Raw genomic sequence first — 25,361 nt, 5'->3', positions numbered from 1 at the left:
ACCAGTTCACGAGGAGACCAGCATGGCCGTCATCGAACCGTCCGCGGCGACCGTCCGGCCCCGCGGCCGCACCAGGCGCCGATGGCTGCAGGCGGCGCTCGCCGCCGCGATGACCCTCGGCACCATCGGCCTGACCGCGGGGCCGGCGTCCGCGGAACGGACGTGCACCGGCGCGCGCGACGCCAACCTGTGCCTGACGATCGAAGGGCTCGGCAACGGGTTCTACCGGGTCCACGTCGGCATCGACGTGCACATGAGCTTCGAAGAAGCCCAGGAGTACATCGACGACCCCGGTGACCCGCTGACGGCCGTGATCCGCGGCGACGACAGCGGCAGGCTCGCCGAGCTCCTCTTCGGACTCCCGCTCGTCCACCTCGGAGCGGATCCCGAGTTCGGGCTCGGAGCCGACTTCGACACGATCGTGCCCGGCAGGCTCCTCGACGAGGACCGAGGAGCCGACCAGGACGAGGTCCGCGCCGTCGTCACCCTGACCGACACCGACACCAACACGGTCAGGGGCACCTTCGTCTCGGGACCCATCAGGGGCAACTGGTCCTAACTGCCGAGGCCGCGGCCACCGTCGACGACGATGCGCTGACCGGTCACGAAGCCGGCTCCCTCGGACGCGAGGAAGCTCACCGCGTGCGCGACGTCGTCGGGGGTTCCCATGCGTCCGGCGGGAACTGAAGCGAGATAAGCGTTTCTGATCTCAGCGGACACGTCCGCGTGGCGCTCCACGGGGACGAAGCCGGGCGCGACGGTGTTCACGGTGATGCCGAACGGGGCGAGCTCGCGGGCCCAGCCGCGGGTGAGTCCGACCTGCGCGCTCTTGGCGGCGACGTAGGCGGACCTGCCGGGCGGCGGCCGGTGGACGACCTCGGAGTCCACGTGGACGATGCGACCGAACCGCCTGGTCCGCATCCCCGGCAGCACCGCGCGGCCGAGCAGCACGGGACTCTTGACGAAGAAGTCCAGCTGGGCGAGGTGATCGGCCCACGTCACCTCGGTCACCTCGCCCTCCGGCTGCGGGCCGGTGGCGTTGAACACCAGTACATCGACGGGGCCGAACCGGTCGGTGATCGCACCCACCAGCTCGGCGACCTGCTGCTCGTCGGTGATGTCAGCGGTGAAGGCGTCACCGGTCCCGCCGTCGTCGCGGATGGTGCGGGCGACCTCGAGTGCCTGCGCGTCGCCGCGGAGGCCGTTGACCGCGACGGCGAGGCCGTCTCGGGCCAGGCGTCGTGCGATGGTGGCGCCGAGGCCGCGCGAGCTCCCCGTCACGAGCGCGACTCGTTCCCTCGCCGAAGGCATGTGACCGATCATGTCACTCCGAGCGCCAGGATCCGGTGGTGTCCGCAGGGGTGCACCACCGGATCCTCAGCTCACCGCCCGCGGTGCTCCTGGATCACGTCCCGGTACCAGAGGGCGCTCTGCTTCAAAGTCCGCTCCAAGGTGTCGTAGTCGACCCGCACCAGCCCGAACCGCTTGGCGTACCCGTAGGCCCACTCGAAGTTGTCCATCAACGACCACGCGAAGTACCCGCGAATGTCGGCTCCGGCCTCACAAGCGGCACCGACCGCGGCGATGTGCGAGGAGATGAACGCGACCCGGTCGTCATCCGAGACGAACCCGTCCGCGTCGGCGACGTCGTCGAACGCCGCGCCGTTCTCGGTGATCACGATGGGCAGGTGGTAGTCCTCGTGCAACCGCACCAGCAGTGACGTGAGCCCGGACGGCACGATCTCCCAGCCCATCGCGGTGACCGGCAACGACTGCGGCACCACGACCGGGAAGGCGGGATCCGCACCACCCCGGAACGTGTGCGACGAGTAGTAGTTGATCCCGAGCACGTCCAGCGGCGTCGAGATGGCCGACAGGTCGCCGTCCCGCACGGGCATGGTCACACCGCGAGCCGCGATGTCCTCCAGCACGTCCGCCGGGTAGTGCCCGTGCACCAACGGGTCCAGGTAGATCCGCGTCGCCAGGCCGTCGGCGCGGCGGGCGGCGTCCACGTCGCGCGGGTCGTCGGAGAACGGTGTCGCCACCCCCATGTTGAGGGTGATGCCGAGGTCCGAGACACCCCGCGCGCGCAGCTCCCGCGCGGCCAGGCCGTGTCCCAGCAGCAGGTGGTGCACGGAGTGCATCGCGGCACCGAAGTTCTTGCGGCCCGGCGCGTGCACGCCCTGGTCGTAGCCGAGCATCGCGGAGCACCACGGCTCGTTCAGCGTGGTCCAGGTGTCGACGCGGTCGCCCAGCGCGTCGTGCACCAGGGTCGCGTACTCGGCGAAGCGCAGCGCGGTGTCGCGCTCCGGCCAGCCGCCCGCGTCCTCCAGCTCCTGCGGCAGGTCCCAGTGGTACAGCGTGATCCACGGCTGGACGCCCTTGGCCAGCAACAGGTCCACGAGCCGCTTGTAGAAGTCCATGCCGATCCGGTTGACCGGACCGCTGCCTCCGGGCTGCACCCGCGGCCACGAGATCGAGAACCGGTACGAGTCGACGCCGAGATCCGCGATCATGGCGACGTCGCTGGGCATCCGGTGGTAGTGGTCGCACGCCAGGTCGCCGTGCTCGCCGTTGACCACGGCACCCGGCCTGCGGGCGAAGGTGTCCCAGATGGACGGTGTGCGTCCGTCCTCTGCTGCCCCGCCCTCGATCTGGTACGCCGACGTCGCGACCCCCCAGAAGAAGTCTGCCGGCAGCCCGGCGGTCACGTCGGCCGACGTGGCTTCCTGCCCGACGATGGTCATGTGGCTCCTCTGTTCTCGTGTTCCAGCCAGCACGCGACGCTGCGGTGCTGATCAACCGGCGCCAGCACGGGCGTGCGTGCGGTGCACACGTCCATGGCGCTGGCGCAGCGCGGGTGGAAGGGACAGCCGGACGGCACGTGCCGCAGATCCGGCGGGGAGCCGGGGATCCCGCGCAACGGGCGGCGCGGTCCGCGGAGCGCGGGGAACGAGCCGAGCAGCCCGGTCGCGTACGGGTGCCGTGCGGCGCGGTAGAGCGACTGGGCGGGTGCCTCCTCGACGACCCGGCCCGAGTACATGATCGCGATGCGGTCGGAGAACTCGACCAGCAGCGAGATGTCGTGCGTGATGAACACGACCGAGAACCCGAGCGCGGCCCGCAGCTCCATCATCTGCTCGAGGATCTGCCGCTGCATCACGACGTCCAGCGCGGTGGTCGGCTCGTCCATGATCACGATCTCGGGTTCGAGCGCGAGCGCCATCGCGATCATCACGCGCTGCCGCATGCCGCCGGACAGCTGGTGCGGGTAGCTGTCCAGCCGGTCCGGCGAGATGCCGACCAGGTGCAGCAGCTCGCGGCACCGCGCCAGCCGGGCGGCGCGCGGCATCGACGGGCGATGAGCGCGGAACACGTCCAGCAGCTGCGTGGCCACCGATGCGACCGGGTTCAGCGCGTTCATGGCGCCCTGGAACACGATCGCGATGTCGTTCCAGCGCAACGTCCGCAGCTGCTCCGGTGCCAGCGACAGCAGGTCGAAACCCTTGTAGCGCACCGTTCCCGAGCGGATCACGCCGGGCGGCGGCAGCAGCCGGGTCATCGCGTACGCGAGCGTCGACTTGCCGCTGCCGCTCTCCCCCGCGAGCCCGAGCACCTCTCCGCGCTCCAGCGTCAGGTCGACGTCGTGCACAGCGCGCAACGTGCCGTAGTCGACCGAGAGGCCGCGGACCTCGAGAACGCTCATGACCGCTCCACCGGGGTGAACCCGACCTTTCCGCGCCCGGCGGAACGCAGCCGCGGGTTGGCGTACTCGTCGATGCCGAAGTTGACCAGCGCGAGCGCGGTGCCGAGGAAAGCGATGCACAGGCCCGCGGGCACGAACCACCACCACGCGCCCTGCGACAGCGCCTGATTGCTCTGCGCCCAGAACAGGACCGTGCCCCAGTTCCAGTTCGAGATGCTGGCCACGCCGATGAACGACAGCGTGATCTCCAGCAGCACCGCGAAGATGACCGTCCCGACGAACCCGGACGCGATCACCGCGGTCAGGTTCGGCAGCACCTCGAACACGATCAGCCGCCACGTGCGCTCACCGGTGGCGCGCGCGGCGAGCACGTAGTCCCTGTTGCGCAACGACAACGTCTGCGCGCGCAGCACCCGCGCGCCCCACGCCCACGCGGTCAGGCTGATCACGACCGCGATCAGCAGGTCACCGGAGTCGGGCAGGAACGACGCCACGATGATGATCAGCGGCAACGCGGGCACGACCAGGAAGATGTTGCTCAGCGCGGACAGCAGCTCGTCCGCGGCACCGCCGAGGAACCCGGCGCTCACCCCGATCACGATCGACAGCACGGTCGCGAGCACCCCGGCGACCAGGCCGACCACGAGCACGCCCCTGGTGCCGACCAGCACCTGTGAGAACACGTCCTGCCCGGTCATGGTCGTGCCGAACCAGTGCGCGCCGGACGGCGGCTGCAGCAGGTCCGGTCCCATCGCGGACGGGTCGTACGGCGCGATCCACGGCCCGACCACCGCGATCAGACCGAAGAAGCCCAGCAGCGCGAGCCCGGCGCGGGTCTTGGCGTTCACCAGGCCTCCCGCCGGGTGCGCGGGTCGAGCAGCAGGTAGCCGACGTCCGCGAGCAGGTTCGCCACCAGCACGGCGAGCGTCACGACCAGGAACACGCCCTGCATCAGCGGGTAGTCCTTCGCGTTGACGCCCTGGAACAGCACGTACCCGATGCCCGGATAGGAGAACACCATCTCCACCAGCAGCGTGCCGCCGACCACGAAACCCAGTGACAGCGCGAAACCCGACACGCTCGGCAGGATGGCGTTGCGCGCGGCGTAGGAGATCATCACGCGCCGCTGCGACAGGCCCTTGGCGTGCGCGACGAGCACGTAGTCCTCGGCCGACACCGTCACCATCATGTTCCGCATGCCGAGGATCCAGCCCGCGACCGAGCTGACCACGATCGTCACCGCCGGCAGCACCGCGTGGTACAGCACCGCGCCGGCGAACTCGCCGCTGAACCCCGGCTCCATGCCCGCCGGGTACCCGCCCGCCGCCGGGAACACCTGCCAGTTGACCGCGAACACCGCGATCGCGATCAGCCCGAGCCAGAAGTACGGGATCGCCGAGAAGAACGTCGTCACCGGCACCAGCGCGTCGACCCACGTGCCGCGCCGCCATCCCGCGTAGACGCCGATCACGGTGCCCAGCCCGAAGCTGATCACCGTGGTGACGCCCATCAGCCCGAGCGTCCACGGCATGCTCTGCCCCAGCACCTCGGACACCGGCGTCGGGAAGAACGTGAACGACAGCCCGAGGTCACCGGTCAGCAGGTTCCCCCAGTACGACAGGTACTGCTCCAGCACGCTCGTGTTCTGGTCCAGTCCGAAGAGGACGTACAGCGACTGGACGGCGTCACCGCTCAGCCTGCCCTGGAACCGCGTGATCATCGCCTGCACCGGGTCGCCAGGCAGCAGTCGCGGCAGCAGGAAGTTGACCGTGATCGCGGCCCACGCCGTGACGAGGTAGAACACCGTGCGCCGCAGGAGGAACCTCATGCGACGACCTCTTCGTACAGCCAGCAGGCGGCCCAGTGGCCGTCGCCGAGCGAGCACCGCGGCGGCGCGTCCGTCCAGCACCGCGGCGTGGCCTGCGGGCAGCGCGGGCTGAACCGGCAGCCGTCGGGCGGCGAGCCCAGCGACGGCGGCTCACCGAGCGGTGTCGGCGTGCTGGTCGCGGGCCGGTCCGGGTCGGGCGCGGACGCGATGAGCAGCTGCGTGTACGGGTGCGCGGGGTGCTGCGTGACGGTCTCGCTGTCGCCGCCCTCGACGACCTGACCGCCGTACATCACGAACGTCTCGTCCGCGAAGTAGCGCGCGGACGCGATGTCGTGCGTGATGTACAGGACGGCCAGGTGCAGCCGTTCCTTCAGGTCCCGCAACAGGTTCAGCACGCCGAGCCGGATCGACACGTCGAGCATCGACACCGGTTCGTCGGCCAGCAGCACCGACGGCTGGGCGGCCAGCGCGCGGGCGATCGCCACGCGCTGGCGCTGCCCGCCCGACAGCTCGTGCGGGTACCGGTCGAGGAAGTCGGCCGGGAGCTGCACCGCCTCCAGCAGCTGCTCCGGCGTCTCGCTCCGGCGGTGGATCTTCAACGGCCTGGTGAGCGTGTACCGGATGCGGTGCACCGGGTTCAGCGACGCGAACGGGTCCTGGAAGATCATCTGCACGGACCGGCAGTACTCGCGGAACCGACCCGGCTTCTCGCCGCGCAGCAGGATCTCGCCGCTGGTGGCCGGGACCAGGCGCGCCAGCAGCTTCGCCACCGTCGACTTGCCCGATCCCGACTCGCCGACCAGTGCCGTCACCCGGCCCCGGCGCAGCACCAGCGACACGTCCTCGACGGCGCGGGCGCCGCGCCGGTAGTGCTTGGTGAGGCCGCGGGCCTCCAGCACGACCTCGTTCATGATGCCGGGCTCAGTCGCATGACGATCTGGATCGCGTTCGGCAGGGTCGCCTGCGGCGGCGCGTACGGGTCGGCCTCCGACGGCCAGCCCGTCCAGTGCTTCGTCGTGTACTCGGCGCCGATCGGCGCGGCCGACGTCGGGATCATCGGCACCTGCTCGACCATGATCTTCTGCAGCACGGCAAGGCTCGCCTTGCGGGTGGCGTCGTCGGTGGCGTTCTCGTACGCCTCCAGCGCCTTCGTGGCCTCGGGGTTGTTGTAGCGCCCCTGGTTGCCGCCCGCGGCCTCGCCGATCGGGCGCAGCTGGTTGCCGTTCATGACGTCGGTGTAGATGTCGTCCGGCGTGCCGCCGGTGTCGGTCCAGCGCATCGAGCCCTGGAACTTGCCGTTCGAGAAGTCGGTGGTCCACGCGTCCGCGGTCTGCGTGCGGACGGTCGCCTCGACGCCGATCTGCTTGAGGTCGTTCTTGATGATGTCGAGGTCGGTGAGGTAGTCCGACCAGCCGGCCGGGTTGGTGAGCTCGATCGTCACCGCCTTGCCGGACGGGTCCTTCAACGCGCCGCCGTCGAGCTTGAACCCGGCCGCCGTCAGACGTTCCTTGGCCTTCGGCACGTCCACCTCGTGCTTGGCATCGACGTACTCCGGTGCGAGGAACGGGTCACCGGCCGGCCGCGGCAGCCCGGTCGGGCTCTCGAGCTTCGGGAACAGCCCGGCCTCGCCGCGCTGGAAGATCGCGTCGCGGTCGATCACGTCGTTCATCGCCTGGCGCAGCGCGACGTTGTCGAACGGCGCGACGGTGTGGTTGATCCACAGGCCGTGGATGCCGAGTCCGGACGGGAACCACAGCTTGTTGTTCGCCGGGTCCTTGTCGACGTAGAGCGTCTTGTAGTTCGGCATGAACACGTACGACCACTGGCTCGTGCCGCTGGCCAGCGCGGTCGTCTGCGCGCTGTTGTCGTTGTAGGACGTGTACTGGATCTCCGGGACCTTCGGCAGCTCCTGCCAGTACGCGTCGCGGCGCACCACGGTGGTGGTCTGCGGCGTGAACGTCTTGAGCTTGTACGGCCCGGTGCCGACCGGGTCGGGGTTCACGTACGTCGCCGGGTCGGGCACCGCCGCCCACACGTGCTCGGGCACCACGATCGTCTGGAGCACCTTGAGCTCGTTGACGAACTGCGCCCGCGTGAACGTCACCTCGACCTTGCCGTCCACGACGGTCGCGGTGTCGATCGGCAGCGAGTGCACGTCGAGCGCGGGGAACTCCTTCAGCAGCGTGAACGAGAACGCGACGTCCGCCGGGGTCATCGGCTTGCCGTCGGACCACTTCACGTTCTCGCGCGGCGTGAACGTGACCTTGCGGTAGTCCGGCGCCCACTCCCACGCGGTCGCGAGCCACGGCGTGCCCTTGTCGGTCGGCCGCACCGGGTTCGTCTGCACGAGCGGCTCGTAGATGACGTAGCGGTAGCCGAGCGACGACGCGGCCGAGGTCGGCAGGTACGGGTTGTGGTTCTCCGTCATGGGGCCGTTGGGCATGCCGACCGTCAGCACGCCCGCGCCCGCCTTCGACGCCCCGCTGGGCGCGCACCCGGCCACTGCGAGCACGGCTGCCAGCACGAAAAGAGTTGTCCTGCGCATGGGACTCTCCCGGTACGTCTGCGCGAGAGCGCTCCCTCGCGCGGCATGGCGAACTGACCGATCCGCGCTACGCGGACGGCGATGGTCGAGGTTTTCGGTGCTACGGCGCGGATTCGCGCACGATGAGCGAGGTCGGCAGCACGGTCGGGTGGTCGGGCAGCTGCCTGCCTTCGAGAGTGGAGATCAGCATGCGCGCCGCGGCGGCGCCCATCTCCTGCAGCGGCTGGCGGACGGTCGTCAGCAGCGGCTCGCAGTGCGACGCGACCGGCACGTCGTCGAAGCCGACCACGGCGACGTCTTCCGGCACGCGCCGGCCGTTCTCCCGCAGCGCGCGCATGGCGCCGACCGCGGACAGGTCGTTGTGGGCGAACAGCGCGTCGAACTCGAGTCCGCTGTTGACCAGCTTCTCGACGGCGACGCCTCCCCCGGTGGTGGTGAAGTCGCTCTCCACCACCAGGTCCGGGTGCAGCGGGAAGCCGGACGACGACAGCACCTCGCGGAAGCCGTCGAGTCTCGCCTGCGTGCACCCGAAGTGCAGTGGGCCGGTGACGACGGCGAACCTGGTGCGCCCGCTCGCGACCAGGTGCCGCGCGGCGTCCGCGCCACCCTGCCGGTTCGTCGTCGCCACCGACGGGAACTCCGGGTGCGTGCCCCGGTCGTCGATCATGACGACCGGCAGGCCCGCCCGGTACAGCGTGGAGATGTAGTGCAGCGCGTCGGGCGGCTCGATCACGAGCAGCCCGTCGAACGCGTTGGCGGACACGTGGTTCGCGAACTGGTTGAGCGACTCGGGGCCGCGGTTGACGGTGTAGAGCAGCAGCCCGTACCCGTCGGCCTCGAGCGTGTCGACGACGCCCTGGAGCACCTCGCCCATCCACGGCCAGGTGAGCGACGGGGCGAGCATGCCCACCGTCCGGGTGCGACCGCGGGCCAGGCCGACGGCGCGAGCGCTCGGCACGTAGCCGATCTCGTCGATCACGCGCCGGACGCGTTGCGCCGTGGAGGCGTCCACGTCGGGTTTTCCGTTCAGCACGCGTGACACGGTCGCCTTGGACACCTGGGCGCGTTGGGCGACCTCAGCGATCGTGACACGCATGCCGAACTCCCTCCGACGGCTCTCCGGCACCGGTACCGAAACCGGTTACGCGGACGAGGTGGCAGCAGTTAACCGGTCCGTCACAGGAGTGGTCAAGACCTTCGTGGGAGCGATTTCACGAGACTTGCTCAATCGCGTGAGAGCGCTTACATAACCCCTGGTCGCCTGCACTGGTCGGGTGAACCGAACTGAGACGCCGAACTGTTCGACACCGAACGACGTGCCTGCCGTGAGAACCGCTCACGACGAGAGGCACACCCATGAACGACATCACCTGGGCGCAGCTGCAGGAAATCGTGGCCGACGCGATCGCCCGCACCGAGCCCGAACCGGTCGCACCCGTCGCCGAGGTGTCCGTTCTCGACGTGCTGTCCGGCGAGGCGACCTGGGACGATCTCGACGCGTACCGCCTGGCCTGCTGACATAATCGGTCGCATGGGGGAAGTGATCGCGGTCAGTCGCAGCGCGGAGTACACGTTCAGCAAGCCCAACGCGGGCAGCATCCGGCTGCTCGCCGGGCTCGGCGTCGAGGGCGACGTGCACCAGGGCGTCACGGTGAAGCACCGTTCACGCGTCTTCAAGGACCCGACCCAGCCGAACCTGCGGCAGGTGCACCTGATCCACGCCGAGCTGCACGACGAGCTGCGCGAGTCCGGCTTCGAGGTGGGGCCGGGCCAGATCGGCGAGAACGTCACCACGCGCGGAGTCGACCTGCTCGGGCTGCCGACCGGGACGCTGCTGCACCTCGGGCCGGAGGCCGTCGTCGAGGTGACCGGGCTGCGCAACCCGTGCGTGCAGATCGACCTGTTCTCCAACGGCCTGCTCAAGCAGGTGGTGCACCGGGACGCCGCGGGCGAGCTCGTCCGCAGGGCCGGGATCATGGGGATCGTCGTGACCGGCGGCGAGATCAAGCCGGGTGACGAGATCCGGGTGGAGCTGCCCGCCGAGCCGCACTCGCCGCTCAAGCCGGTGTGAGCAGGTCTTCCTCGATCAGCTTCGCGGTGGCCCGCAGGTGCGGGAGCAGGTCCTCGAGCACCGTCGTCGCGTTGCCGCGGTTGGCGTGCGCGGACACGTTGACCGCCGCGACGACATGACCGTCCGCGCCGTGCACGGGCACCGCGACCGAGCGCAGGCCTTCTTCGAGCTCCTGGTCTACCAGCGCCCAGCCCTGCGCACCGACCTCGCTCAGCGTCGCGCGCAGCACCGCCGGGTCGGTGATCGTGGCGCGGGTCAACGGCTTCAGCCGGACGTCGCGCAGGTAGCCGTCCAGTCGCTCGCGGGGCTGGGCGGCGAGCAGCACGCGGCCCATGGCGGTGGCGTAGGCCGGGAACCGGGTGCCGACGGTGATCGACACGGTCATGATCCGCTTGGTCGGCACGCGGGCGACGTAGACGACGTCCTCGTCGTCGAGCACCGACATCGAGCAGGACTCGTGGACCGTGGCGACGAGCTTCTCCATGTGCGGCTGGGCGACCTCGGGCAGGGTGAGCGCGGACAGGTAGGAGAAGCCGAGCTCGAGTATCCGCGGCCGCAACGAGAACAGCTTGCCGTCGGTGCGCACGTAGCCGAGCTCGACCAGGGTCAGCAGGAACCGGCGGGCGGCCGCGCGGGTGAGGCCGGTGATGCGAGCGACGTCGCTCAGCGTCAGCGCGGGGTGCTCGGCGTCGAACGCTCTGATCACGGCTAGTCCGCGGTCGAGGGACTGGACGAACTCGGACATGATCACTCCAGGGTGGCGAACACTCGTGCCGCGACGGCGAACGCCCGGTTGGCGGCGGGCACTCCAGCGTAGATCGCGACCTGCAGCAGGATTTCCTTGATGTCGTCGCGGGTCAGCCCGTTGCGCAGGGCGGCCCGCACGTGCAGCGCCAGCTCGTCGTCGTGGTGCAGCGCGGCCAGCATCGCGAGGGTGATGCAGCTCCGCGTTCGCCGGTCGAGCCCGTCCCTCGACCAGATTTCGCCCCACGCGTACCGGGTGATGAGGTCCTGGAACTCCTTGGTGAACTCGTCGACCGGCACCTGGTCGACGTACTCGTCACCGAGCACCTCCCGCCGGACCTTCATGCCTTCATCGAACATCCACACCTCCCAGGTGACCGTCGAGGATGACCGAGACGGCTTGGCGCGCCTCGACGTTCGCGAGGTGGGCGGCGTCGCCGACCACGTAGAGCTCGGCGTCGGGGACGGCGCTGCTGATCACGCGCGCGAACTCCGTCGGTGTCGACTGGTCCTGCGCGGCCGCGATCACCACGGTCGGCGCCTTGATCCGGTGCAGCTCTGGCCGCAGGTCCATCGCGCGGATCGCCTCGCAGGACGCCACGTACGCGCGCGGGTCGACCCGCGTCAGCTGTTCGCGGAACTTCTGCTTGCGCGTCTGGTCGAAGTGCGGCGTGAACCAGCGGTCGACGACCTTGTCCGCGATGGACTCGAGCCCGTGGTTCTCGACGGCGTCGATCCTGCTGTCCCACGAGGACTTGTCCGGGAAGTAGGCGGTCGTGCACACCAGCGCGAGCCGGGAGATCCGGTCGGTGTGCGCGGCGAGCCACATGCCGATCATGCCGCCGAGCGACACCCCGCAGTAGAGGACGCGCTTCAGCTGGAGGTGGTCGAGCAGCTCCAGCACGTCCACCGCGAGGCTCTTGATGTCGTACGGTCCGGGTGGCGCCTCCGACCCGCCGTGGCCGCGGTGGTCGAAGCGCAGCGTCCGGAACGGCAGCTCGTAGCCGTCCCAGAGTTCCGTCGTGGTGCCCAGCGAGTTCCCGAGCACCAGCACCGGTGCGTCTTCGGGTCCGTCCAGCAGGTGATGCGGGATCACGGCGACTCCTTCCGCCTTGGTCACGACATCCTGCGCTTTCACACCTCCGAGCGCAGCTGCGAGACGCTCCGCCATCACGAAACCACTCGGTGCATCCGGTTCGCAATACGCACAGCAATCCGTATGTCGAACATAGCCTGAACGATGTGAGCCGGACGCGTGACGGTGCGTATCCAAGGTCCAGTCATCGAAACAAGACGATCGAGGTGCGCTCTGATGCTTCCCAGGGGGTCCACTTCGAAGGGAAGCACTCATGTTCAGGTTGTTGCTGTCGATCGCGGTCGCCGCCGGGCTGACGGTCGCGCCCGCGTCCGCCGACGAGGTCGGCGCGTACACGTCGGGGCTGTGCAGGTTCGGCAACCAGTGGGTCGTGTCCGGCAACTGGGACGGCACCGGCGGTGACGGCGTCGGCATCGTCCAGGAGACCGACGCGGGGCTGGAGTGGTTCCTGCGCAACGAACCCGGCTCCGGCGCCGTCGACATCAACCTCAAGTTCGGCGCCAAGGGCGAGTTCCCGATGGTGGGCGACTGGGACGGCAAGAACGGTGACGGCGTCGCCGCGGTCAAGACGAGCGGCAAGGACCTGCGCTGGCAGCTGCGCAACACGTTGACCACCGGGCCGGCCGACTCGTCGTTCACGTTCGGGACGTCGAGCGACCTGCCGGTGACGGGCGACTGGGACGGCAAGGACGGTGACGGGGTCGGCGCGTGGCGGATCTCCGGCAACAACATCCAGTGGCACATCCGCAACAGCGCGAACGCGGGCTCACCGACGTCGATCTTCAGCTTCGGCGCCAAGACGGACCGCCCGGCGACCGGTGACTGGGACGGCAAGAACGGCGACGGCGTCGGCACGTCGCACCGCGGCACCGGGATGGACTGGCAGCTGCGCGACAGCGCGAACGCCGGTTCGCCCAACAAGAGCTTCACGTTCGGCGACGGCAAGACCGACTGCGCGCTCACCGGTGACTGGGACGGCGACGGCAAGGACAGCGTCGGCATCGTGCGCGTGCTGGACGGCAGGCAGTGGCAGCTGCGCAACCCGCTCAGCGGTGGCGCGGCCGACTACACCTTCACCTTCTAGGCCCCCACCGAAACATCGTTACGGGGAGCATGATGGCGGGGACCTCGCGTCGCCGACCACACCCAGGACCCCGATGAGCCCCGAGACCGCCGACCCGTTCGTGCACGAAGCGCTCTTCTACCGCGACAAGGAAGAGTTCCTCGCCGGCACGGTGCCCTTCGTGTTCGCCGCGGTCGCCGCCGGGGAGCCCGTGCTGGTGGCGGTTCCCGAGCCGAACATCGCGCTGCTGCGGGACCAGCTCGGCGGGCACGCGGACGAAGTGCACTTCCTGGACATGACCGAGGCGGGACGCAACCCCGGCCGGATCATCCCCGGTGTGCTGATGGCGTTCAGCGCCAGCACACCCGCGTCACCGATGCGGATCATCGGCGAGCCGATCTGGTCGGGGCGCAGCGAGCTCGAGTACCCGGCGTGCGTGCAGCACGAGGCGATGATCAACACCGCGTTCGCCGGGTGGAACGGGACGATCCTGTGCCCGTACGACACCACGGGGCTCGACAAGGACGTGCTGGAGGACGCGGAGCGGACGCACCCGATCGTCGTCGACGAAGGCCTCAGACGGCCCAGTCCGTACTACACCGAACCGTCGGTGGTGGCGGAGGCGTTCAACATCCCTTTGCCACCACCGCCTCGGGACGCGACGGTGCACGGGTTCGCGGTCGGCAACCTCGCGTACACGCGCAAGGTCGTCGAGCGGTTCGCGACCGAGTCGGGACTGCGCCGCGCGCTCGTCGAGGACCTCGTGCTCGCGGTCAACGAACTGGCGACGAACAGCATCCTGCACGCGACCGGTCACGGAGTGCTGCGGATGTGGCGTGAGAACAGGACAGTCGTGTGCGAGGTCACCGACGAGGGCACGCCGGGAGGCTGGGTTCCGTCCACGTTCCACGGTCTCGGCGGCTTCGGCATCGTGATGGTGAACCTGTTGTGTGACCTGGTTCGCACTCACATGAGTCACACCGGGACCACCATTCGGGTGTACTTGGGGCGGTAGGGCGTGACCGTCACTTCACTGCCATGCGCTTGTCACAGGAACCTGGTCTGCTGGCACACCTATGACAGACCACCTGAGCCCCCTCGACGTCGCCTTCCTCGCCATGGAAGGCAACAGCAACCCGCTGCACCTCGGTGCGGTGGCGACCTTCGCACCCAAGCAGCCCGTGCACCCGGCGCGAATCGCCGCGGTGCTCTGCGAACGCGTGCAGGAGATCCCCCGCATGCGCCAGCGGGCTCGCACGTCCTGGCTGCCGCCGGGAGGTGCGCGCTGGGTCGAGGATCCCGCGTTCGCGCCTGAGGACCACGTCTTCACGCACCACGTGCGCGGGCGGGATCGGTTCAGCGCGCTCGTCTCGCACCTCATGGCCCAGCCGCTCGACCTCAACCGGCCGCCGTGGGAGCTGCACGTCGTCACCGGCCTCCCAGGTGGGCGGTTCGCGGTCGTGGCGAAGCTGCACCACTCGCTGTGCGACGGCATGAAGGCCGTCGGGCTCGGCCTGCGCCTGTTCGACGAGTCTCGACTGTCCATTCCGGACGCCCCTCCCGCGCAGCGCTCGCTGCCCGGTTTCGACGACGTGGTGCGCGGCGTGAAGGACACCTTCGACATCGCGTCCTCGGTGCTGATGAACACGCGCCCGCCGACGCTGAGCTCACCGGTGCTGACGTCGTCCGCCCGCCCGCGCCGCGTGGTGATGGCCCGGCTGGACATGACCGACGTGCACCGCGTCCGCCGCGAGCACGGCGGCACCGTCAACGACGTGCTGCTCGCGCTGGTGACGGGCGCGTTGCGGCACTGGCTGCTCGGGCACGACAGCGCCCGGCCGGGCGCGACCGTCCGCGCGCTGATCCCGGTGAACCAGCGCAGCCGGTCCGGTGACGGCGCGTCGGGCAACCAGATCTCCGGTTTCCTCTGCTCACTGCCGGTCGGCGAGATCGACGCGCTGGAGCGGTTGCGGATCATCCGCGAGCAGATGGACCGCAACAAGGCGTCCGGCTCGGACCGCGGTGCCGGCGCGCTGCCGCTGCTGGCCGACCGCGTCCCCGCCCTGCTGCACCGCCTCGCCGCTCCGGTGGCCGCCCGGTGCGCGCCGCTGCTGTTCGACACGCTGGTGACGTCCGTGCCGCTGCCCTCGGTTCCGCTGGCTCTGGACGGCGCCGAGCTGTGCGAGCTGTACCCGGTCGCGCCGGTCGCTCCCGGGCACGCGGTGGGCGTCGCGCTGTCGACCTACCGGTCGGCCGTGCACATCTGCCTGCACACCAACCAGACCTGGATGTCGGACACGCACTGGCTGGAGAACGTGCTGCGGCGCGAGCTGGCCGCGTTGCAGCCGACGCCGGTGGGCGCCGACGTGCGCTAGTTTGCGAGCCGGCACCGCCGGGCACTCGAAGTCGTGACCAACACAGTCATCTTCGACGTCGACGGCACCCTGGTGGACACGAACTACCACCACGCCGTGGCGTGGGTGCGCGCGTTCCGGCGGATCGACCTCGTGGTGCCCGCCTGGCGGGTGCACCGCGCCATCGGCATGGGCGGCGACAAGCTGGTCGCCGCGCTCGCGGGCGAGGGGGTCGAGGCCGCGCACGGCGACGACCTGCGCTCGGCGTGGGAGGAGGAGTTCGCCCCGCTCCTCCCCGAGATCCAGCCGCTGGAGGGGGCGCACCGCCTGGTCTCCGCCGCGCGCGACCAGTTCGCGGTCGTACTGGCCAGCTCCGGCAAACGCGAGCACATCGAGCACTACCTCAAGCTCATCGACGCGGGCGACGTGCCGTGGACCAGCGCGGACGACGTCGATGCGAGCAAACCCGACCCGGACCTGATCACCACCGCGCTGAACAAGGCCGGTGCGTCGCGGGCCGTGATGATCGGCGACTCGATCTGGGACTGCGAGGCCGCCGCCAACGCGGGCCTGCCGTCGGTCGGTCTGCTCACCGGCGGCACGTCGGCCGCCGAACTGCTCGACAGCGGCGCCACCACCGTCTACTCCTCGCTCGACGAGCTGCGCGCCGACCTCACCGACCTGCCCTTCGCGGAAAGGATCTGACCGTGCGCTTCGGCTACACGCTGATGACCGAGCAGACCGCGCCCCGTTCGCTCGTCTCGCACGCGGCTGCCGGTGAACGCTCCGGGTTCGACTTCGAGGTGATGAGCGACCACTACTTCCCGTGGCTCGACGCACAGGGCCACGCGCCGTACGCGTGGAGCGTGCTCGGCGCCGTCACGCAGGTGACCGACGCGGTCGAGCTCATGACGTATGTGACGTGCCCGCTGATGCGCTACCACCCGGCCGTCGTCGCACAGAAGGCCGCGACCGTGCAGGAACTGGCGAACGGCCGGTTCACGCTGGGCCTGGGCGCGGGCGAGAACCTGAACGAGCACGTCGTCGGGCGCGGCTGGCCGCCGGTGAACGTGCGGCACGAGATGCTGGCTGAAGCCATCGAGATCATCTCGCTGCTGTTCGACGGCGGGTACGTCGACTACGCGGGCGAACACTTCCGGGTCGACTCCGCGAAGCTGTGGGACCTGCCCGCGCAGCGCGTCCCGATCGCCGTCGCGGTGTCCGGCGCGCAGTCCGTGCGGCTCTTCTCCCCCGCCGCGGACGCGATGGTCGCCGTCGAACCCGACGCGGCACTGGTGCGCCAGTGGGACCAGACCGGCGGCGCGCCGCGCAAGATCGGCCAGCTCCCGGTGTGCTGGGACCGCTCGGTCGACGCCGCCGTGACACGCGCGCACGCCCAGTTCCGCTGGTTCGGTGGCGGTTGGAAGGTCAACGCCGAGCTGCCGGGCACGGCCGGGTTCGCCGGTGCGACGCAGTTCGTCCGTCCGTCGGACGTGGCCGACGCGATTCCCTGCGGACCCGACGTGGAGCCGATTCTCGAAGCTGTGCGACCGTTCCGCGACGCCGGCTTCACCGACCTCGCGCTCGTGCAGATCGGTGGAGAGCACCAGCACGAGTTCCTCGACTTCGCCAAGGGTGAGCTCCTGCCCGCGCTCAGGACCTAGCCTGGTTTCGCGGGCTGCCGGGCTGCGCGGGCTGCCGGGCTGCGCCCGGACCACGAGTGATGCCTCCTCCGTCGGCGTCACCCGTACCGAATTCTTGGGTGGCTTGGCACCGTGGTCCGGTCCGGTGGTCGGCTTTCGTTGTTCTGGTCGCGCTGGCTCCGTGGCTGACGGGTGGTGGCTCGCCTTTTCGTTCTTAATCCTAATGAGTGATGCCTGTTCGAACAATTGTGCGGTAATGTGTTCGTTATGAGCATCGAGGGGGCTCTCGACACAATCCAGCACTGCCAGAAACAGATCGACTACTGGCAAGCCCAGCAGGTCCGCGCATTGGGTGAATACGCCGAACTCACGTGGCAGGACGAGTTCGCGTCCTCCGAGATCGCGGCGATGATGCACTGGACCCGGAACTGGACCGAGGACCGGATGATGGTCTCCCGGGATCTCGTGTCGCGGCTGCCGTTGACGGTCGACGCCCTGGAGAAGGGCGAGATCGACCTCTACAAAGCACAGATCATCCACACCCAGACCCTGCCCCTCAGTGCTGAGCAGGCGGCCGAGGTCGAACAACGCGTACTCACCAAGGCACCCGAGCAGACCAGTGTGCAGATGCGGCGCCGGGGGCGGCGGATCGTGATGAGCGTCGACCCCGACGGAACCCGCGAACGCGCCGAGCAGAAGAAGGCCGCTCGTGCCGCGGGGATGGAGTCCCTCGAGGACGACATGGCCAAGCTGTGGGTCACCATGCCCGCCGACAAAGCCATGGTCAGCTGGCTGCGCGTCGACAAACTCGCCCGCGCCGCGAAGTTCCCCGGCGACACCCGCACCCTCAACCAGCGCCGCGCCGACGTCGTCGCCGACCTGCTGCTCGCGACCCCGGACAACGCCAGCCCGGTCAAGGTCGAACTCCTGGTCACCGTCTCCGCCACCACCCTGATGGGCCTCGACGAGCATCCCGGCGAGATGGACGGCTACGGGCCGATCAGCGCCGACCTCGCCCGCGAACTCGCCGGAGACGCGACCTGGCGCCGTCTGCTCACCGACCCCGCCTCCGGCGCCCTGCTCGACGTCGGCACCAGCACCTACCGGCCCCCGGCGCATCTGCGCCGGTTCATGTGGGCGCGGGACAAGACCTGCACCCAGTACGGCTGCACCGCGAAAGCCACCCGCTGCGACCTCGACCACACGGTCCCGTTCCCCGACGGCCCGACCGCCGACTACAACCTCGGACCGCGGTGCGGGCACGACCACCGCCTCAAGCACGAATCAGCCTGGCAAATCACGCAACCCTCCCCAGGCACATTCCGGTGCGTCAGCCCCACCGGCCGCGTCTACATTCGCGAACCCGAACCAGTCCTCCCCGGCTTCAACTAAGAACCAAGAGAAAGAATGAAAAGGCGAGCCACCGCCCCGGTAACCACGGACTCAACGCAACGAGAATCTCGCACGGCAAGCATCGGATCGGGACCACGGTGCCAAGCCACCCAAGAATCCGGTACGCGTGACGCCGACGAAGGAAGCATCACTCGTGGTCCGGGCGAAGCCCGGCAACCCTCACTCGAACGGGGTGCTCCATGTCCCCAGCGCATACCCGAAACTCCAAGCCATGACGCCGACGCCCTCCACGCCGTACAGCCGAGACCTCGGCGACGAGCTGCGGCACCTGCGCGAAAAACACACCAGCTACACCGGCACCGAAATGGGCTACGTACTCGGCTGGCACCAGACCAAAGTCTCCAACGTCGAGAACGGCAAGACCAGGGCCAGCGAGATCGACATCGTCCAGTACCTGACCACGTGCAAACGCAGCCGAGCCTCAGTCGAGGAGTTCCTCAACCGGTACCGCCACGCCTTCGACGCGTACTTCGTGCAAGTACCGGAGAACCTCCGCACGTTGGCCCTCGCCGAAGCCCCGGCCACCAAGGCCACGAGCTATGACCAGACGGTCATACCCGGAATGCTCCAGACCGAGAACTACGCGCGTGCCTACCTCGCGCGGCGGCGACCGATGCCCGAAGACAAGCTCGAGACCTTCGTGGCCTTCCGCATGCAGCGCCAGGCGGTTCTTCAGCGCGAGGACAGACCGGCCTGGACCTTCTTCGTGCACGAGCAGGCGCTGCGGCTGCACGTCGGCGACGACCAGGTGATGGAAGAACAGATGCTGCGGCTGATGTTCAAGACGCACTCGATCCGCATCGTCCCCGACTCGGCGGGCGCGGCAGGAGCGATCGGCGGGACGTACATCCGGTGGGAGTACAAGCGGGACAAACCGGTGGTCTACACCGAGACGCTCATCGGCCAGCTCTTCTCCCAAGACAAGCGCGCAGTGGCGCGCTGCACCCAGCTGTTCAACGACCTGGATCAGATCGCAATGGATGAGGGACAATCGCGGAGTCTGCTGATGGGCTACATCGGCCGCCCGCGAGAGGACCCGAATGACCCAGGATCGCACGTGGCGTAAGAGCAGCTACAGCACGGAACCGGACGGCGCCTGCGTCGAGGTGGCGTTCACGCAGACCGTGCACGTCCGCGACTCGAAACACACCACCGGTCCCCAGCTCACGTTCTCCCCCGCGTCCTGGCGAGCATTCCTCCCCCGCTAGCCACATCAGGTCGTGGTGGGGACAACGCTCCCGTCCGACGGCTTCGGCTTCGGCGTCCTGGTGCGCGACGGCTTGTCCCTCGACGGCTTCACCTTCGTGATCGTCACCGTGGACGGCCCCACCGTCTCCTCCTCGTCGTCCGGCGGAGGCGGAGCCCCAGGCTCGGTCAAAGTCACCGCAACCGTCTCCGGCGGCAGGGACACCGAGACGGTTTCCGGTGCCACACCACCAGGATCGGACGACGGACCGGGGTCACCGGTCGCGGGTGAGGCACCGCCGCCGATGTTCGCCATGACGACGGCGATCGCAGCCACAGCGGCAGCAGCCGCTGCCGACAACGCGTAGCCGACGCGGTGCGAACGCGACCGCGGCGGAGTGTCCACAGTGTCCAGATCATCATCGAATGCGGCAGCGAGCAGCGCGGGAATGCCCTTGCTCGCCTCCTTCGCCGCGAACAGTGCGGTGGCGCACTTCGCCGCGGACGGACGGCGATCAGGATCGAGATCGGTCATCGCGGTGAGCAGCGAGACCCACGCGGCGGGCAGCGACGACGGGATGCGCGGCGGGCGGGACAGCCTGGCCAGCGCGGCCTCCGCGTCACCGCCGGGGTACTCGGGCCTCCCGCTCAGGCACTCCAGCAGCACCAGCCCGAGCGCGTAGATGTCCGCCTTCGACGAGACGGTCGAGCCGCGCACCTGTTCCGGCGCCAGGTATCCCGCGGTGCCGACGAGCACGCCGGACTTCGTGTACCGGGTGACCTCCGCCTGCAGCGCGAGGCCGAAGTCCGCGAGGTAGGCCTGCTTCGCCTCGTCGTCGAGCAGGATGTTCGACGGCTTGATGTCGCGGTGCACCACGCCGAACTCGTGCACGTCGTTGAGGCTGTCCGCGACCTGGCCGCCGATCCGCGCGACGAACGCGGGCGGCAGCGGGTCGCGCATCCGCTGCCGCAGCGTGCCGCCGCGGATCTCCTGCATCACGTAGAACGGGCGGCCGCCGTGCGTGCCGCTGTCGAATACCGAGACGACACCGGTGCAGCGCAGGTCGGACAACATGCGAGCCTCGCGCTGGAGCCGCTTCGCGTCGTCGGGCGCCGCGGTGCCGAGGAACACCTTCAGCGCCACGTTGCGGGACAGCTCGCGGTCGTAAGCGCGGTAGACCTCGGCCATACCACCGGCGCCGAGCAGGCTGCTGACGACGTAACGGCCGGCGACGACCGCACCGGTCAGTTCGCCGTCCCAGGGCTCGGTCATGGGCCTCCGCTCGTGCCGACTCCTCGCGGGAACCTATCGGTTACCCACCGCAGCCGGAACAGCAGTACCCGAAATCAAACGTCAACAATCACAAGTTCGCTCTCAATGCGTCGGACCAGCTCCTCATCTGCGGCCAACTGGTCGGCGTCCGTGGTCGCCAGAACGACGTAACCCAGACTGGTCCACAAATCATCGGTGCGCGGTACAAGTGATCCGTCGCGGTACGGAATCACGTCGCGCTGGAACGACGGCATCAGCTCGGCGAGCCGATCGAGGCGTTCGGCGTTGCGCAGCACCCCTTTTCGAGGGGACGACAGGTAGACCGTCTTGACGTACTGCTTGCGCGCGTACAGACCGACGTCGCGCTTGCCGTCGACCCAGTGCTCGACCATGCGCGTGATCTGGCTCTCACCCGCACCCACGAACGACAGCTCCTGCTGCTCGGCGCCCGCGCACCGGGCGCCGATCTCGATCAGCTTGGGGCCGTTCTCGGTGACCATGACCTCCACGTGGGCGGGGCCGTTGCGCACACCGGTCGCGTCGAGCACCTGGCGCACGTACTCGAAGAGCACGGCCACCACGGGGTCCTCGGGCGAGACGAACGTGTTGGAGAGGTAGATGCCGAGCCGCTCGCCCCTGCGTTCCTTGGCGTAGCGCCACACCGCGGCCAGGCCGTGCTGCCCGTCGATGGAGTAGGTGTCGACCTCGTACTCGGTGCCGACGGCCAGTTCCTGCACCAGCACGCGGTCGTTGACGATGTCGAGCTTGTTGACGCTGCCGAGGATCCGGTGGAACAGCGCGCGCCAGTCGTCACCGGGCGAGGCGACGAAGACGTCGTCGGTGCCGCCGCTCTCCTGCGGCTTCAACACGATCGACGAGTCGATCAGCCCGGTGGACTCGAGCCACCGCGCGACCTCCTCCTCGGAGTCCGACGAGATCTGACGCAGGTGCGGCACCCCGGCGTCGCGCAGCGCCACGTACATCTGGAACTTGTCGCGCCGCGCGTGCGAACGCTCCAGCGCGTTGCTCCGTCCGGGCGTGATGAGCTCGGACAGCGCCTCCGCGGTCTCCACGCCGGTCTCGGTGCCGGGGACGACGCACAGCGGCTCGTGCCCGGCGAGCTTGTCCGCCAGCGCGCTCAGGTCGCCGTTGACGACGTGCACCTCGGTGAAGTTCTCCGGGAACCAGGACTTGGCGAGACCCGCGGGCGGTTCGGCGGTCGTGAGCACTGCAATCGCTCCCACACCGCGCTCGGCGAACGCGGGCGCGATGCCCCGCCCAGCCGAGTAGGGGTCCACCACGACGACCTTGCGATCCGCCACCTGGTCACTCCGCTCTGAGCTCGTTTGGTCCGAAATTCTGCCGAACCGTCGAGCGGATCAACAATGAGGTGAATGACCGGAATTCCCGTCTCGACTGGACTCACAGCGAGATCACGATCACTCCGGGTCAAATCTGAGCCCCGGCAACGTTTCCGGGGCGACGAGCAGGGGCGCCCAGGTCCGCCAGTGCCTCCGCAGCCGCGACGTGAGGTCGTGCTGCCCGGTCAGCGCCTGCGACATCATCTGCACCCCGAGGAACTCGGCCACCACCTGCTCGGCCGCGTACCGCAGGTTGACCTCGTCCAGCAGCTCCCCGCACGCCCGAGCCTGCGACAACAGGTCGCTCACGACCGAGATCCACCCGACGAACTGCGCGGAGGCCACGAGGTCGAAGAACGCGGCCTCCCGCAGCAGCCGGTTGCTCACCCGGACCATGAGGTCGGACTCGAGCCTGCGCGCGAACTCGAAGGACAGGTCGATGAGCGTCTGCACCGCGCCGAGCTCGCGCTTGAGCAGCTCGTCGCGCAGCTCGTGCCACAGCAGCGACTGGTGCTCGATGATCGCGACGCCGAGCGCTTCCTTGGAGCGGAAGTGGCAGTAGAGCGCGCCTTTCGTGACGCGGGCGCGGGCGCAGACCGTGCGCAGGTTGGCGCCGGCGAAGCCGTCGCGGTCGAAGACCTCCGCGGCGGCCAGCAACAGGTTGCGCCGGGTGCGCGCAGCCTGGGGGCTTCTCGTCATCAAGCCGATCAGGCCATCGTGGCCGTGCCCAGTGCGAGCGCGACAGCCAACGTGTCCTGCAGCTGCCAGTACTGCTCGATCTCGCCGCGGTAGACCGCGACCGACATCGCGAAGTCCATGTCCAGCAACGCTCCCGTCGCGATGACCCGCCAACGCGTCCAGCCGAGCACGACCGCGTCCCCGCCGTCGGTCACGACCTGGCGCACGGTCAGCTGCTCCAGCTCCAGCATGTCGAAGAGCGTGAGGAAGTACGACTCGACCTCGCGGGGGTTGCGCGCACCGTCACTCCACCGGGTGCCGCCCAGATCGGGCACCCGCCAGTCGACCCGCGCGGCGAAGAGCCTCGCGATTCCCGCGGCATCACGTGCCGCCAACCGGCTGAGCAAGACCTGTACCACTTCCACGGTCGACAGCACACGGCTGGTCAACTCCGGCTCACTCCTGTCCTTGCGCGATCAACTACCCGCAACCCTAGCGACTCGCGCAACCGCCATGCACATTCGCTGCGTCACATTGCGCCGAATGAGGCAATCAGCGATTAGATGACAGTTCAACGACCACGGGTATCACCGTTTTGCATCGTGCACGGCCTGAAAAAACCGGGCACTGTGTTGATGTCGATCGACACACCACTGGAGAAACGGAGCGGTGTGGTGCACGCCACCGAATCGATATCGACACTGATTCCCCAGGCGAGGAGAGAGCGTGGTCTGACCCAGGAAGAACTGGCGCGAAGATTGTCCGAAATTTCCCGGAACGACAGCATAACTCGGGAGGACATCTCGCGCTGGGAGCGCGGCAAGCGCATCCCCGGCCCGTACTGGCGAGGCTGGATCAGCAAGGCACTCGAAATGCCCTGCGCCGATGTCGAACGCGCTGCTCACGTCGCGCGAACGACCCGCAGGGAACACCGGCGAGTGAGGTAGCGCGAGCGGTGTCGCGGCCGACCGGCAGGGGGTCGGCCGCCCGCGGGCACGGCGCACGGGGCCGCCCCTCGAACTGGCCCCGTGCGCCCGACCCGCCCGTTGCAGCAGACTGCCGAAGCGTGACGAGCAGCATCCTGCTCGCGTGCCTCACCGCCGTAATGATCAGCGCACCTGCCCCAGGATCGTCCCCCATCAGGGTGAACGAGATGGCAGCGGGCACGACGGGCTTCATCGAACTCACCAACACCGGCAACGCCGCCGTCGACATCGGTGGCTGGGTCATCAGGTCGTGCCGGAACGGCAGAACCACCCCGCTGGCGACCTTCCCGCTGGGCACGGAACTGCCCGCGAACGCGTTCTTCCTGGTGGTCGGCCGCGACTTCACCGGCACCGCCGAAAGACTCCTCTTCGCAGAGTCCATAGACCCTAGTGGTGCGACATTGCGCAATGCTAACGGCGCACGCATTGATGGCGTGGGGTTCACCGACAATTCACCGTGCCGCGAGGGCACCCCGTCGGAGCAATGCGCTTACTCCTCCCTCGGGCGTGATTCCCTCTCACGTGACACGGACGACAACGCCACCGATTTCACGTGTCAACTGACAACGCCGGACCAGGTCAATGAAATGGCCCCTAGCTCCAGACGACACCTGACGGAAACATGAGTTTTACCGGCGAGCGGTCCGCGCCACAAATCGCAGCCGGTATTCCATCCAATTTCTGAAAGGTATTATCATGCGTCGACTGGTCATCGGCGGCATCGCGCTCGGAATGTCCGCGCTGGCCGCTCTCAGCGGCTCCGCGTCGGCAGACGAGCCCGACGTCACCCAGCAGGCCATCTCCAACGTCGTGATCAACGAGGTCTCGGCGATCGGCCCCAACGGTGAGCTGGACGAGGCCATCGAGATCCGCAACATGACGGGCGACCAGCTCAGCCTCGAGGGCTACGTGGTGCGCCTCTACAGCAGCACCAACCAGGTGCTGCAGACGATCCCGCTGTCCGGCGTCACGCTCGAACCGCGCGACAACGACGGCGACATCCTCGTGCTGACCGGCGTCAACTTCAGCAGCACGGTCGCGCCTGGTGCGCAGGTGCAGCCGATCGCTTTCCAGGGCACCGTCGGCATCCCGGTCAACGGTGGCGTCGCGATCTTCGGGTCCGCCGCGCCGACCGCCGTCAAGCAGGACGGCATCGCCATGAGCGCTGGTGCGGTCACCCCGAAGGAGGGCACGCAGGCCGCTCCGGAGAACATCACGACGGCTCAGCTGGAAGCGTCCAACGCGCGCAACATCCTGAGCACCGACACCAACAACAACCGCGTGGACTTCACGCTGCACCACCGCACCTTCGGTGCGCGCAACTAAGTAGCAACGCGTGGCGCGTTGTCGCCGTTGGCGACAACGCGCCGCCGGTTAAAAATTGACAGCCAAGCGCACCGCCGCACACACGACGC

Annotated in this window: 29 protein-coding genes; 14 read left to right on the top strand and 15 right to left on the bottom strand. The window is 68.8% G+C overall.

From position 1 onward, the window contains the following. Positions 1–22: 22 nt before the first annotated feature. Positions 23–559, top strand: a complete 537-nt coding sequence (locus FKR81_RS33205) for a hypothetical protein (protein WP_146358153.1) — start codon at positions 23–25, stop codon at positions 557–559. Here FKR81_RS33205 and FKR81_RS33200 read toward each other — a convergent pair. From FKR81_RS33200 to FKR81_RS33165, 8 genes are all read right to left on the bottom strand, one after another. Beyond that, positions 556–1,311, bottom strand: a complete 756-nt coding sequence (locus tag FKR81_RS33200) for an SDR family NAD(P)-dependent oxidoreductase (RefSeq protein ID WP_146358151.1) — start codon at positions 1,309–1,311, stop codon at positions 556–558. The genes FKR81_RS33205 and FKR81_RS33200 overlap by 4 nt on opposite strands. 71 nt (positions 1,312–1,382) lie before the next feature. Further along, positions 1,383–2,747, bottom strand: coding sequence for a GH1 family beta-glucosidase (locus FKR81_RS33195; protein WP_146358149.1), 1,365 nt, complete (start codon positions 2,745–2,747; stop codon positions 1,383–1,385). After that, on the bottom strand, positions 2,744–3,706 hold the full coding sequence (locus tag FKR81_RS33190) for an ABC transporter ATP-binding protein (RefSeq protein WP_146358147.1): 963 nt from the start codon (positions 3,704–3,706) through the stop codon (positions 2,744–2,746). The genes FKR81_RS33195 and FKR81_RS33190 overlap by 4 nt, the downstream gene beginning before the upstream one ends. Continuing rightward, positions 3,703–4,554 (bottom strand): ABC transporter permease, encoded by an 852-nt coding sequence (locus FKR81_RS33185; protein WP_235921920.1) that lies wholly within the window; start codon positions 4,552–4,554, stop codon positions 3,703–3,705. The genes FKR81_RS33190 and FKR81_RS33185 overlap by 4 nt, the downstream gene beginning before the upstream one ends. After that, positions 4,551–5,534, bottom strand: coding sequence for an ABC transporter permease (locus FKR81_RS33180; RefSeq protein ID WP_146358145.1), 984 nt, complete (start codon positions 5,532–5,534; stop codon positions 4,551–4,553). Before FKR81_RS33180 ends, FKR81_RS33185 begins: the two co-directional genes overlap by 4 nt. Continuing rightward, positions 5,531–6,445 (bottom strand): ABC transporter ATP-binding protein, encoded by a 915-nt coding sequence (locus FKR81_RS33175; RefSeq protein ID WP_146358143.1) that lies wholly within the window; start codon positions 6,443–6,445, stop codon positions 5,531–5,533. The genes FKR81_RS33180 and FKR81_RS33175 overlap by 4 nt, the downstream gene beginning before the upstream one ends. Next, a complete protein-coding gene (locus FKR81_RS33170) occupies positions 6,442–8,079 on the bottom strand; it encodes an ABC transporter substrate-binding protein (RefSeq protein ID WP_146358141.1) in 1,638 nt (545 codons plus the stop codon). The genes FKR81_RS33175 and FKR81_RS33170 overlap by 4 nt, the downstream gene beginning before the upstream one ends. A gap of 100 nt (positions 8,080–8,179) precedes the next feature. After that, a complete protein-coding gene (locus tag FKR81_RS33165; RefSeq protein WP_146358139.1) occupies positions 8,180–9,175 on the bottom strand; it encodes a LacI family DNA-binding transcriptional regulator in 996 nt (331 codons plus the stop codon). A 260-nt stretch (positions 9,176–9,435) separates the two neighbouring features. Between FKR81_RS33165 and FKR81_RS43910 the strand changes: the two genes are divergently transcribed. Together FKR81_RS43910 and FKR81_RS33160 are read left to right on the top strand one after the other, a co-directional pair. After that, positions 9,436–9,597 (top strand): hypothetical protein, encoded by a 162-nt coding sequence (locus tag FKR81_RS43910; RefSeq protein WP_186763314.1) that lies wholly within the window; start codon positions 9,436–9,438, stop codon positions 9,595–9,597. Positions 9,598–9,610: 13 nt separating this feature from the next. Beyond that, entirely contained in the window at positions 9,611–10,150 is a 540-nt protein-coding gene (locus FKR81_RS33160) for an MOSC domain-containing protein (protein WP_186763313.1), read from the top strand. Here the strand turns inward: FKR81_RS33160 and FKR81_RS33155 are convergent. From FKR81_RS33155 to pcaD, 3 genes are read right to left on the bottom strand one after another with little or no spacing between them, the layout of a single operon-like run. Further along, a complete protein-coding gene (locus tag FKR81_RS33155; protein WP_146358137.1) occupies positions 10,137–10,895 on the bottom strand; it encodes an IclR family transcriptional regulator domain-containing protein in 759 nt (252 codons plus the stop codon). The genes FKR81_RS33160 and FKR81_RS33155 overlap by 14 nt on opposite strands. A gap of 2 nt (positions 10,896–10,897) precedes the next feature. Beyond that, complete coding sequence (gene pcaC / locus FKR81_RS33150; protein WP_146358135.1) at positions 10,898–11,254, bottom strand: 4-carboxymuconolactone decarboxylase; 357 nt, start codon at positions 11,252–11,254, stop codon at positions 10,898–10,900. Further along, entirely contained in the window at positions 11,244–11,990 is a 747-nt protein-coding gene (pcaD, locus tag FKR81_RS33145) for a 3-oxoadipate enol-lactonase (RefSeq protein ID WP_146358133.1), read from the bottom strand. The genes pcaC and pcaD overlap by 11 nt, the downstream gene beginning before the upstream one ends. 253 nt (positions 11,991–12,243) lie before the next feature. Between pcaD and FKR81_RS33140 the strand changes: the two genes are divergently transcribed. The 8 genes from FKR81_RS33140 (at position 12,244) to FKR81_RS33105 (ending at position 19,671) form a co-directional block, all read left to right on the top strand. Further along, positions 12,244–13,074, top strand: coding sequence for a hypothetical protein (locus FKR81_RS33140; protein ID WP_146358131.1), 831 nt, complete (start codon positions 12,244–12,246; stop codon positions 13,072–13,074). A gap of 73 nt (positions 13,075–13,147) precedes the next feature. Next, positions 13,148–14,068 carry a sensor histidine kinase gene (locus FKR81_RS33135; RefSeq protein ID WP_146358129.1) on the top strand — a complete coding sequence of 307 codons (921 nt, stop codon included), beginning with the start codon at positions 13,148–13,150 and terminating at the stop codon, positions 14,066–14,068. A gap of 61 nt (positions 14,069–14,129) precedes the next feature. Continuing rightward, positions 14,130–15,428 carry a wax ester/triacylglycerol synthase family O-acyltransferase gene (locus FKR81_RS33130; RefSeq protein WP_146358127.1) on the top strand — a complete coding sequence of 433 codons (1,299 nt, stop codon included), beginning with the start codon at positions 14,130–14,132 and terminating at the stop codon, positions 15,426–15,428. A 33-nt stretch (positions 15,429–15,461) separates the two neighbouring features. Beyond that, positions 15,462–16,112, top strand: coding sequence for an HAD family hydrolase (locus FKR81_RS33125; RefSeq protein ID WP_146358125.1), 651 nt, complete (start codon positions 15,462–15,464; stop codon positions 16,110–16,112). Between the two features lie 2 nt (positions 16,113–16,114). Continuing rightward, the gene (locus tag FKR81_RS33120; protein WP_146358123.1) at positions 16,115–17,071 is read left to right on the top strand and encodes a TIGR03557 family F420-dependent LLM class oxidoreductase; all 957 of its coding nucleotides are present in this window, start codon (positions 16,115–16,117) and stop codon (positions 17,069–17,071) included. Between the two features lie 246 nt (positions 17,072–17,317). Next, positions 17,318–18,442 carry an HNH endonuclease signature motif containing protein gene (locus tag FKR81_RS33115; RefSeq protein ID WP_146358121.1) on the top strand — a complete coding sequence of 375 codons (1,125 nt, stop codon included), beginning with the start codon at positions 17,318–17,320 and terminating at the stop codon, positions 18,440–18,442. A gap of 232 nt (positions 18,443–18,674) precedes the next feature. Then, positions 18,675–19,529: a helix-turn-helix domain-containing protein gene (locus tag FKR81_RS33110; protein ID WP_146358119.1), complete on the top strand. Its 855-nt coding sequence runs from the start codon at positions 18,675–18,677 to the stop codon at positions 19,527–19,529. Then, positions 19,504–19,671, top strand: a complete 168-nt coding sequence (locus tag FKR81_RS33105; RefSeq protein ID WP_146358117.1) for a DUF397 domain-containing protein — start codon at positions 19,504–19,506, stop codon at positions 19,669–19,671. The genes FKR81_RS33110 and FKR81_RS33105 overlap by 26 nt, the downstream gene beginning before the upstream one ends. Before the next feature lie 5 nt (positions 19,672–19,676). Here FKR81_RS33105 and FKR81_RS33100 read toward each other — a convergent pair whose 3' ends face one another. The 4 genes from FKR81_RS33100 to FKR81_RS33085 all read right to left on the bottom strand — a co-directional run bounded on the left by FKR81_RS33100 (position 19,677) and on the right by FKR81_RS33085 (position 23,385). After that, positions 19,677–20,921, bottom strand: coding sequence for a serine/threonine-protein kinase (locus FKR81_RS33100; protein ID WP_146358115.1), 1,245 nt, complete (start codon positions 20,919–20,921; stop codon positions 19,677–19,679). A gap of 74 nt (positions 20,922–20,995) precedes the next feature. Next, the gene (locus FKR81_RS33095) at positions 20,996–22,243 is read right to left on the bottom strand and encodes an ATP-grasp domain-containing protein (RefSeq protein ID WP_186763312.1); all 1,248 of its coding nucleotides are present in this window, start codon (positions 22,241–22,243) and stop codon (positions 20,996–20,998) included. 117 nt (positions 22,244–22,360) lie between these two features. Next, on the bottom strand, positions 22,361–22,981 hold the full coding sequence (locus tag FKR81_RS33090) for a ScbR family autoregulator-binding transcription factor (RefSeq protein ID WP_146358111.1): 621 nt from the start codon (positions 22,979–22,981) through the stop codon (positions 22,361–22,363). A gap of 8 nt (positions 22,982–22,989) precedes the next feature. Then, positions 22,990–23,385, bottom strand: coding sequence for a nuclear transport factor 2 family protein (locus FKR81_RS33085; protein WP_186763311.1), 396 nt, complete (start codon positions 23,383–23,385; stop codon positions 22,990–22,992). A 177-nt stretch (positions 23,386–23,562) separates the two neighbouring features. Between FKR81_RS33085 and FKR81_RS33080 the strand changes: the two genes are divergently transcribed. The 3 genes from FKR81_RS33080 to FKR81_RS33070 all read left to right on the top strand — a co-directional run bounded on the left by FKR81_RS33080 (position 23,563) and on the right by FKR81_RS33070 (position 25,272). Then, positions 23,563–23,907 (top strand): helix-turn-helix transcriptional regulator, encoded by a 345-nt coding sequence (locus FKR81_RS33080; RefSeq protein WP_235921918.1) that lies wholly within the window; start codon positions 23,563–23,565, stop codon positions 23,905–23,907. A 119-nt stretch (positions 23,908–24,026) separates the two neighbouring features. After that, entirely contained in the window at positions 24,027–24,572 is a 546-nt protein-coding gene (locus tag FKR81_RS33075; RefSeq protein WP_146358107.1) for a lamin tail domain-containing protein, read from the top strand. A gap of 70 nt (positions 24,573–24,642) precedes the next feature. Continuing rightward, on the top strand, positions 24,643–25,272 hold the full coding sequence (locus tag FKR81_RS33070) for a lamin tail domain-containing protein (RefSeq protein WP_146358105.1): 630 nt from the start codon (positions 24,643–24,645) through the stop codon (positions 25,270–25,272). Positions 25,273–25,361 lie beyond the last annotated feature (89 nt).

The sequence above is a fragment of the Lentzea tibetensis genome (genome assembly GCF_007845675.1).
GTDB lineage: Bacteria > Actinomycetota > Actinomycetes > Mycobacteriales > Pseudonocardiaceae > Lentzea > Lentzea tibetensis.
The sequence above is the reverse complement of the archived record's forward strand: the minus strand, read 5'-3'. Positions and strand labels throughout refer to the sequence as shown.

What these genes read in the sequence shown, in the direction of transcription:
- FKR81_RS33180 (WP_146358145.1), bottom strand. Translation starts at nt 5,534, where the DNA reads ATGAGGTTCCTCCTGCGGCGCACGGTGTTCTACCTCGTCACGGCGTGG.
- FKR81_RS33090 (WP_146358111.1), bottom strand. Translation starts at nt 22,981, where the DNA reads ATGACGAGAAGCCCCCAGGCTGCGCGCACCCGGCGCAACCTGTTGCTG.
- FKR81_RS33100 (WP_146358115.1), bottom strand. Translation starts at nt 20,921, where the DNA reads ATGACCGAGCCCTGGGACGGCGAACTGACCGGTGCGGTCGTCGCCGGC.
- FKR81_RS33165 (WP_146358139.1), bottom strand. Translation starts at nt 9,175, where the DNA reads ATGCGTGTCACGATCGCTGAGGTCGCCCAACGCGCCCAGGTGTCCAAG.
- FKR81_RS43910 (WP_186763314.1), top strand. Translation starts at nt 9,436, where the DNA reads ATGAACGACATCACCTGGGCGCAGCTGCAGGAAATCGTGGCCGACGCG.
- FKR81_RS33135 (WP_146358129.1), top strand. Translation starts at nt 13,148, where the DNA reads ATGAGCCCCGAGACCGCCGACCCGTTCGTGCACGAAGCGCTCTTCTAC.
- FKR81_RS33115 (WP_146358121.1), top strand. Translation starts at nt 17,318, where the DNA reads ATGAGCATCGAGGGGGCTCTCGACACAATCCAGCACTGCCAGAAACAG.
- FKR81_RS33190 (WP_146358147.1), bottom strand. Translation starts at nt 3,706, where the DNA reads ATGAGCGTTCTCGAGGTCCGCGGCCTCTCGGTCGACTACGGCACGTTG.
- FKR81_RS33155 (WP_146358137.1), bottom strand. Translation starts at nt 10,895, where the DNA reads ATGTCCGAGTTCGTCCAGTCCCTCGACCGCGGACTAGCCGTGATCAGA.
- FKR81_RS33205 (WP_146358153.1), top strand. Translation starts at nt 23, where the DNA reads ATGGCCGTCATCGAACCGTCCGCGGCGACCGTCCGGCCCCGCGGCCGC.
- FKR81_RS33175 (WP_146358143.1), bottom strand. Translation starts at nt 6,445, where the DNA reads ATGAACGAGGTCGTGCTGGAGGCCCGCGGCCTCACCAAGCACTACCGG.
- FKR81_RS33105 (WP_146358117.1), top strand. Translation starts at nt 19,504, where the DNA reads ATGACCCAGGATCGCACGTGGCGTAAGAGCAGCTACAGCACGGAACCG.
- FKR81_RS33160 (WP_186763313.1), top strand. Translation starts at nt 9,611, where the DNA reads ATGGGGGAAGTGATCGCGGTCAGTCGCAGCGCGGAGTACACGTTCAGC.
- FKR81_RS33170 (WP_146358141.1), bottom strand. Translation starts at nt 8,079, where the DNA reads ATGCGCAGGACAACTCTTTTCGTGCTGGCAGCCGTGCTCGCAGTGGCC.
- FKR81_RS33070 (WP_146358105.1), top strand. Translation starts at nt 24,643, where the DNA reads ATGCGTCGACTGGTCATCGGCGGCATCGCGCTCGGAATGTCCGCGCTG.
- FKR81_RS33140 (WP_146358131.1), top strand. Translation starts at nt 12,244, where the DNA reads ATGTTCAGGTTGTTGCTGTCGATCGCGGTCGCCGCCGGGCTGACGGTC.
- pcaC (WP_146358135.1), bottom strand. Translation starts at nt 11,254, where the DNA reads ATGTTCGATGAAGGCATGAAGGTCCGGCGGGAGGTGCTCGGTGACGAG.
- FKR81_RS33195 (WP_146358149.1), bottom strand. Translation starts at nt 2,747, where the DNA reads ATGACCATCGTCGGGCAGGAAGCCACGTCGGCCGACGTGACCGCCGGG.
- FKR81_RS33130 (WP_146358127.1), top strand. Translation starts at nt 14,130, where the DNA reads ATGACAGACCACCTGAGCCCCCTCGACGTCGCCTTCCTCGCCATGGAA.
- FKR81_RS33110 (WP_146358119.1), top strand. Translation starts at nt 18,675, where the DNA reads ATGACGCCGACGCCCTCCACGCCGTACAGCCGAGACCTCGGCGACGAG.
- FKR81_RS33200 (WP_146358151.1), bottom strand. Translation starts at nt 1,311, where the DNA reads ATGCCTTCGGCGAGGGAACGAGTCGCGCTCGTGACGGGGAGCTCGCGC.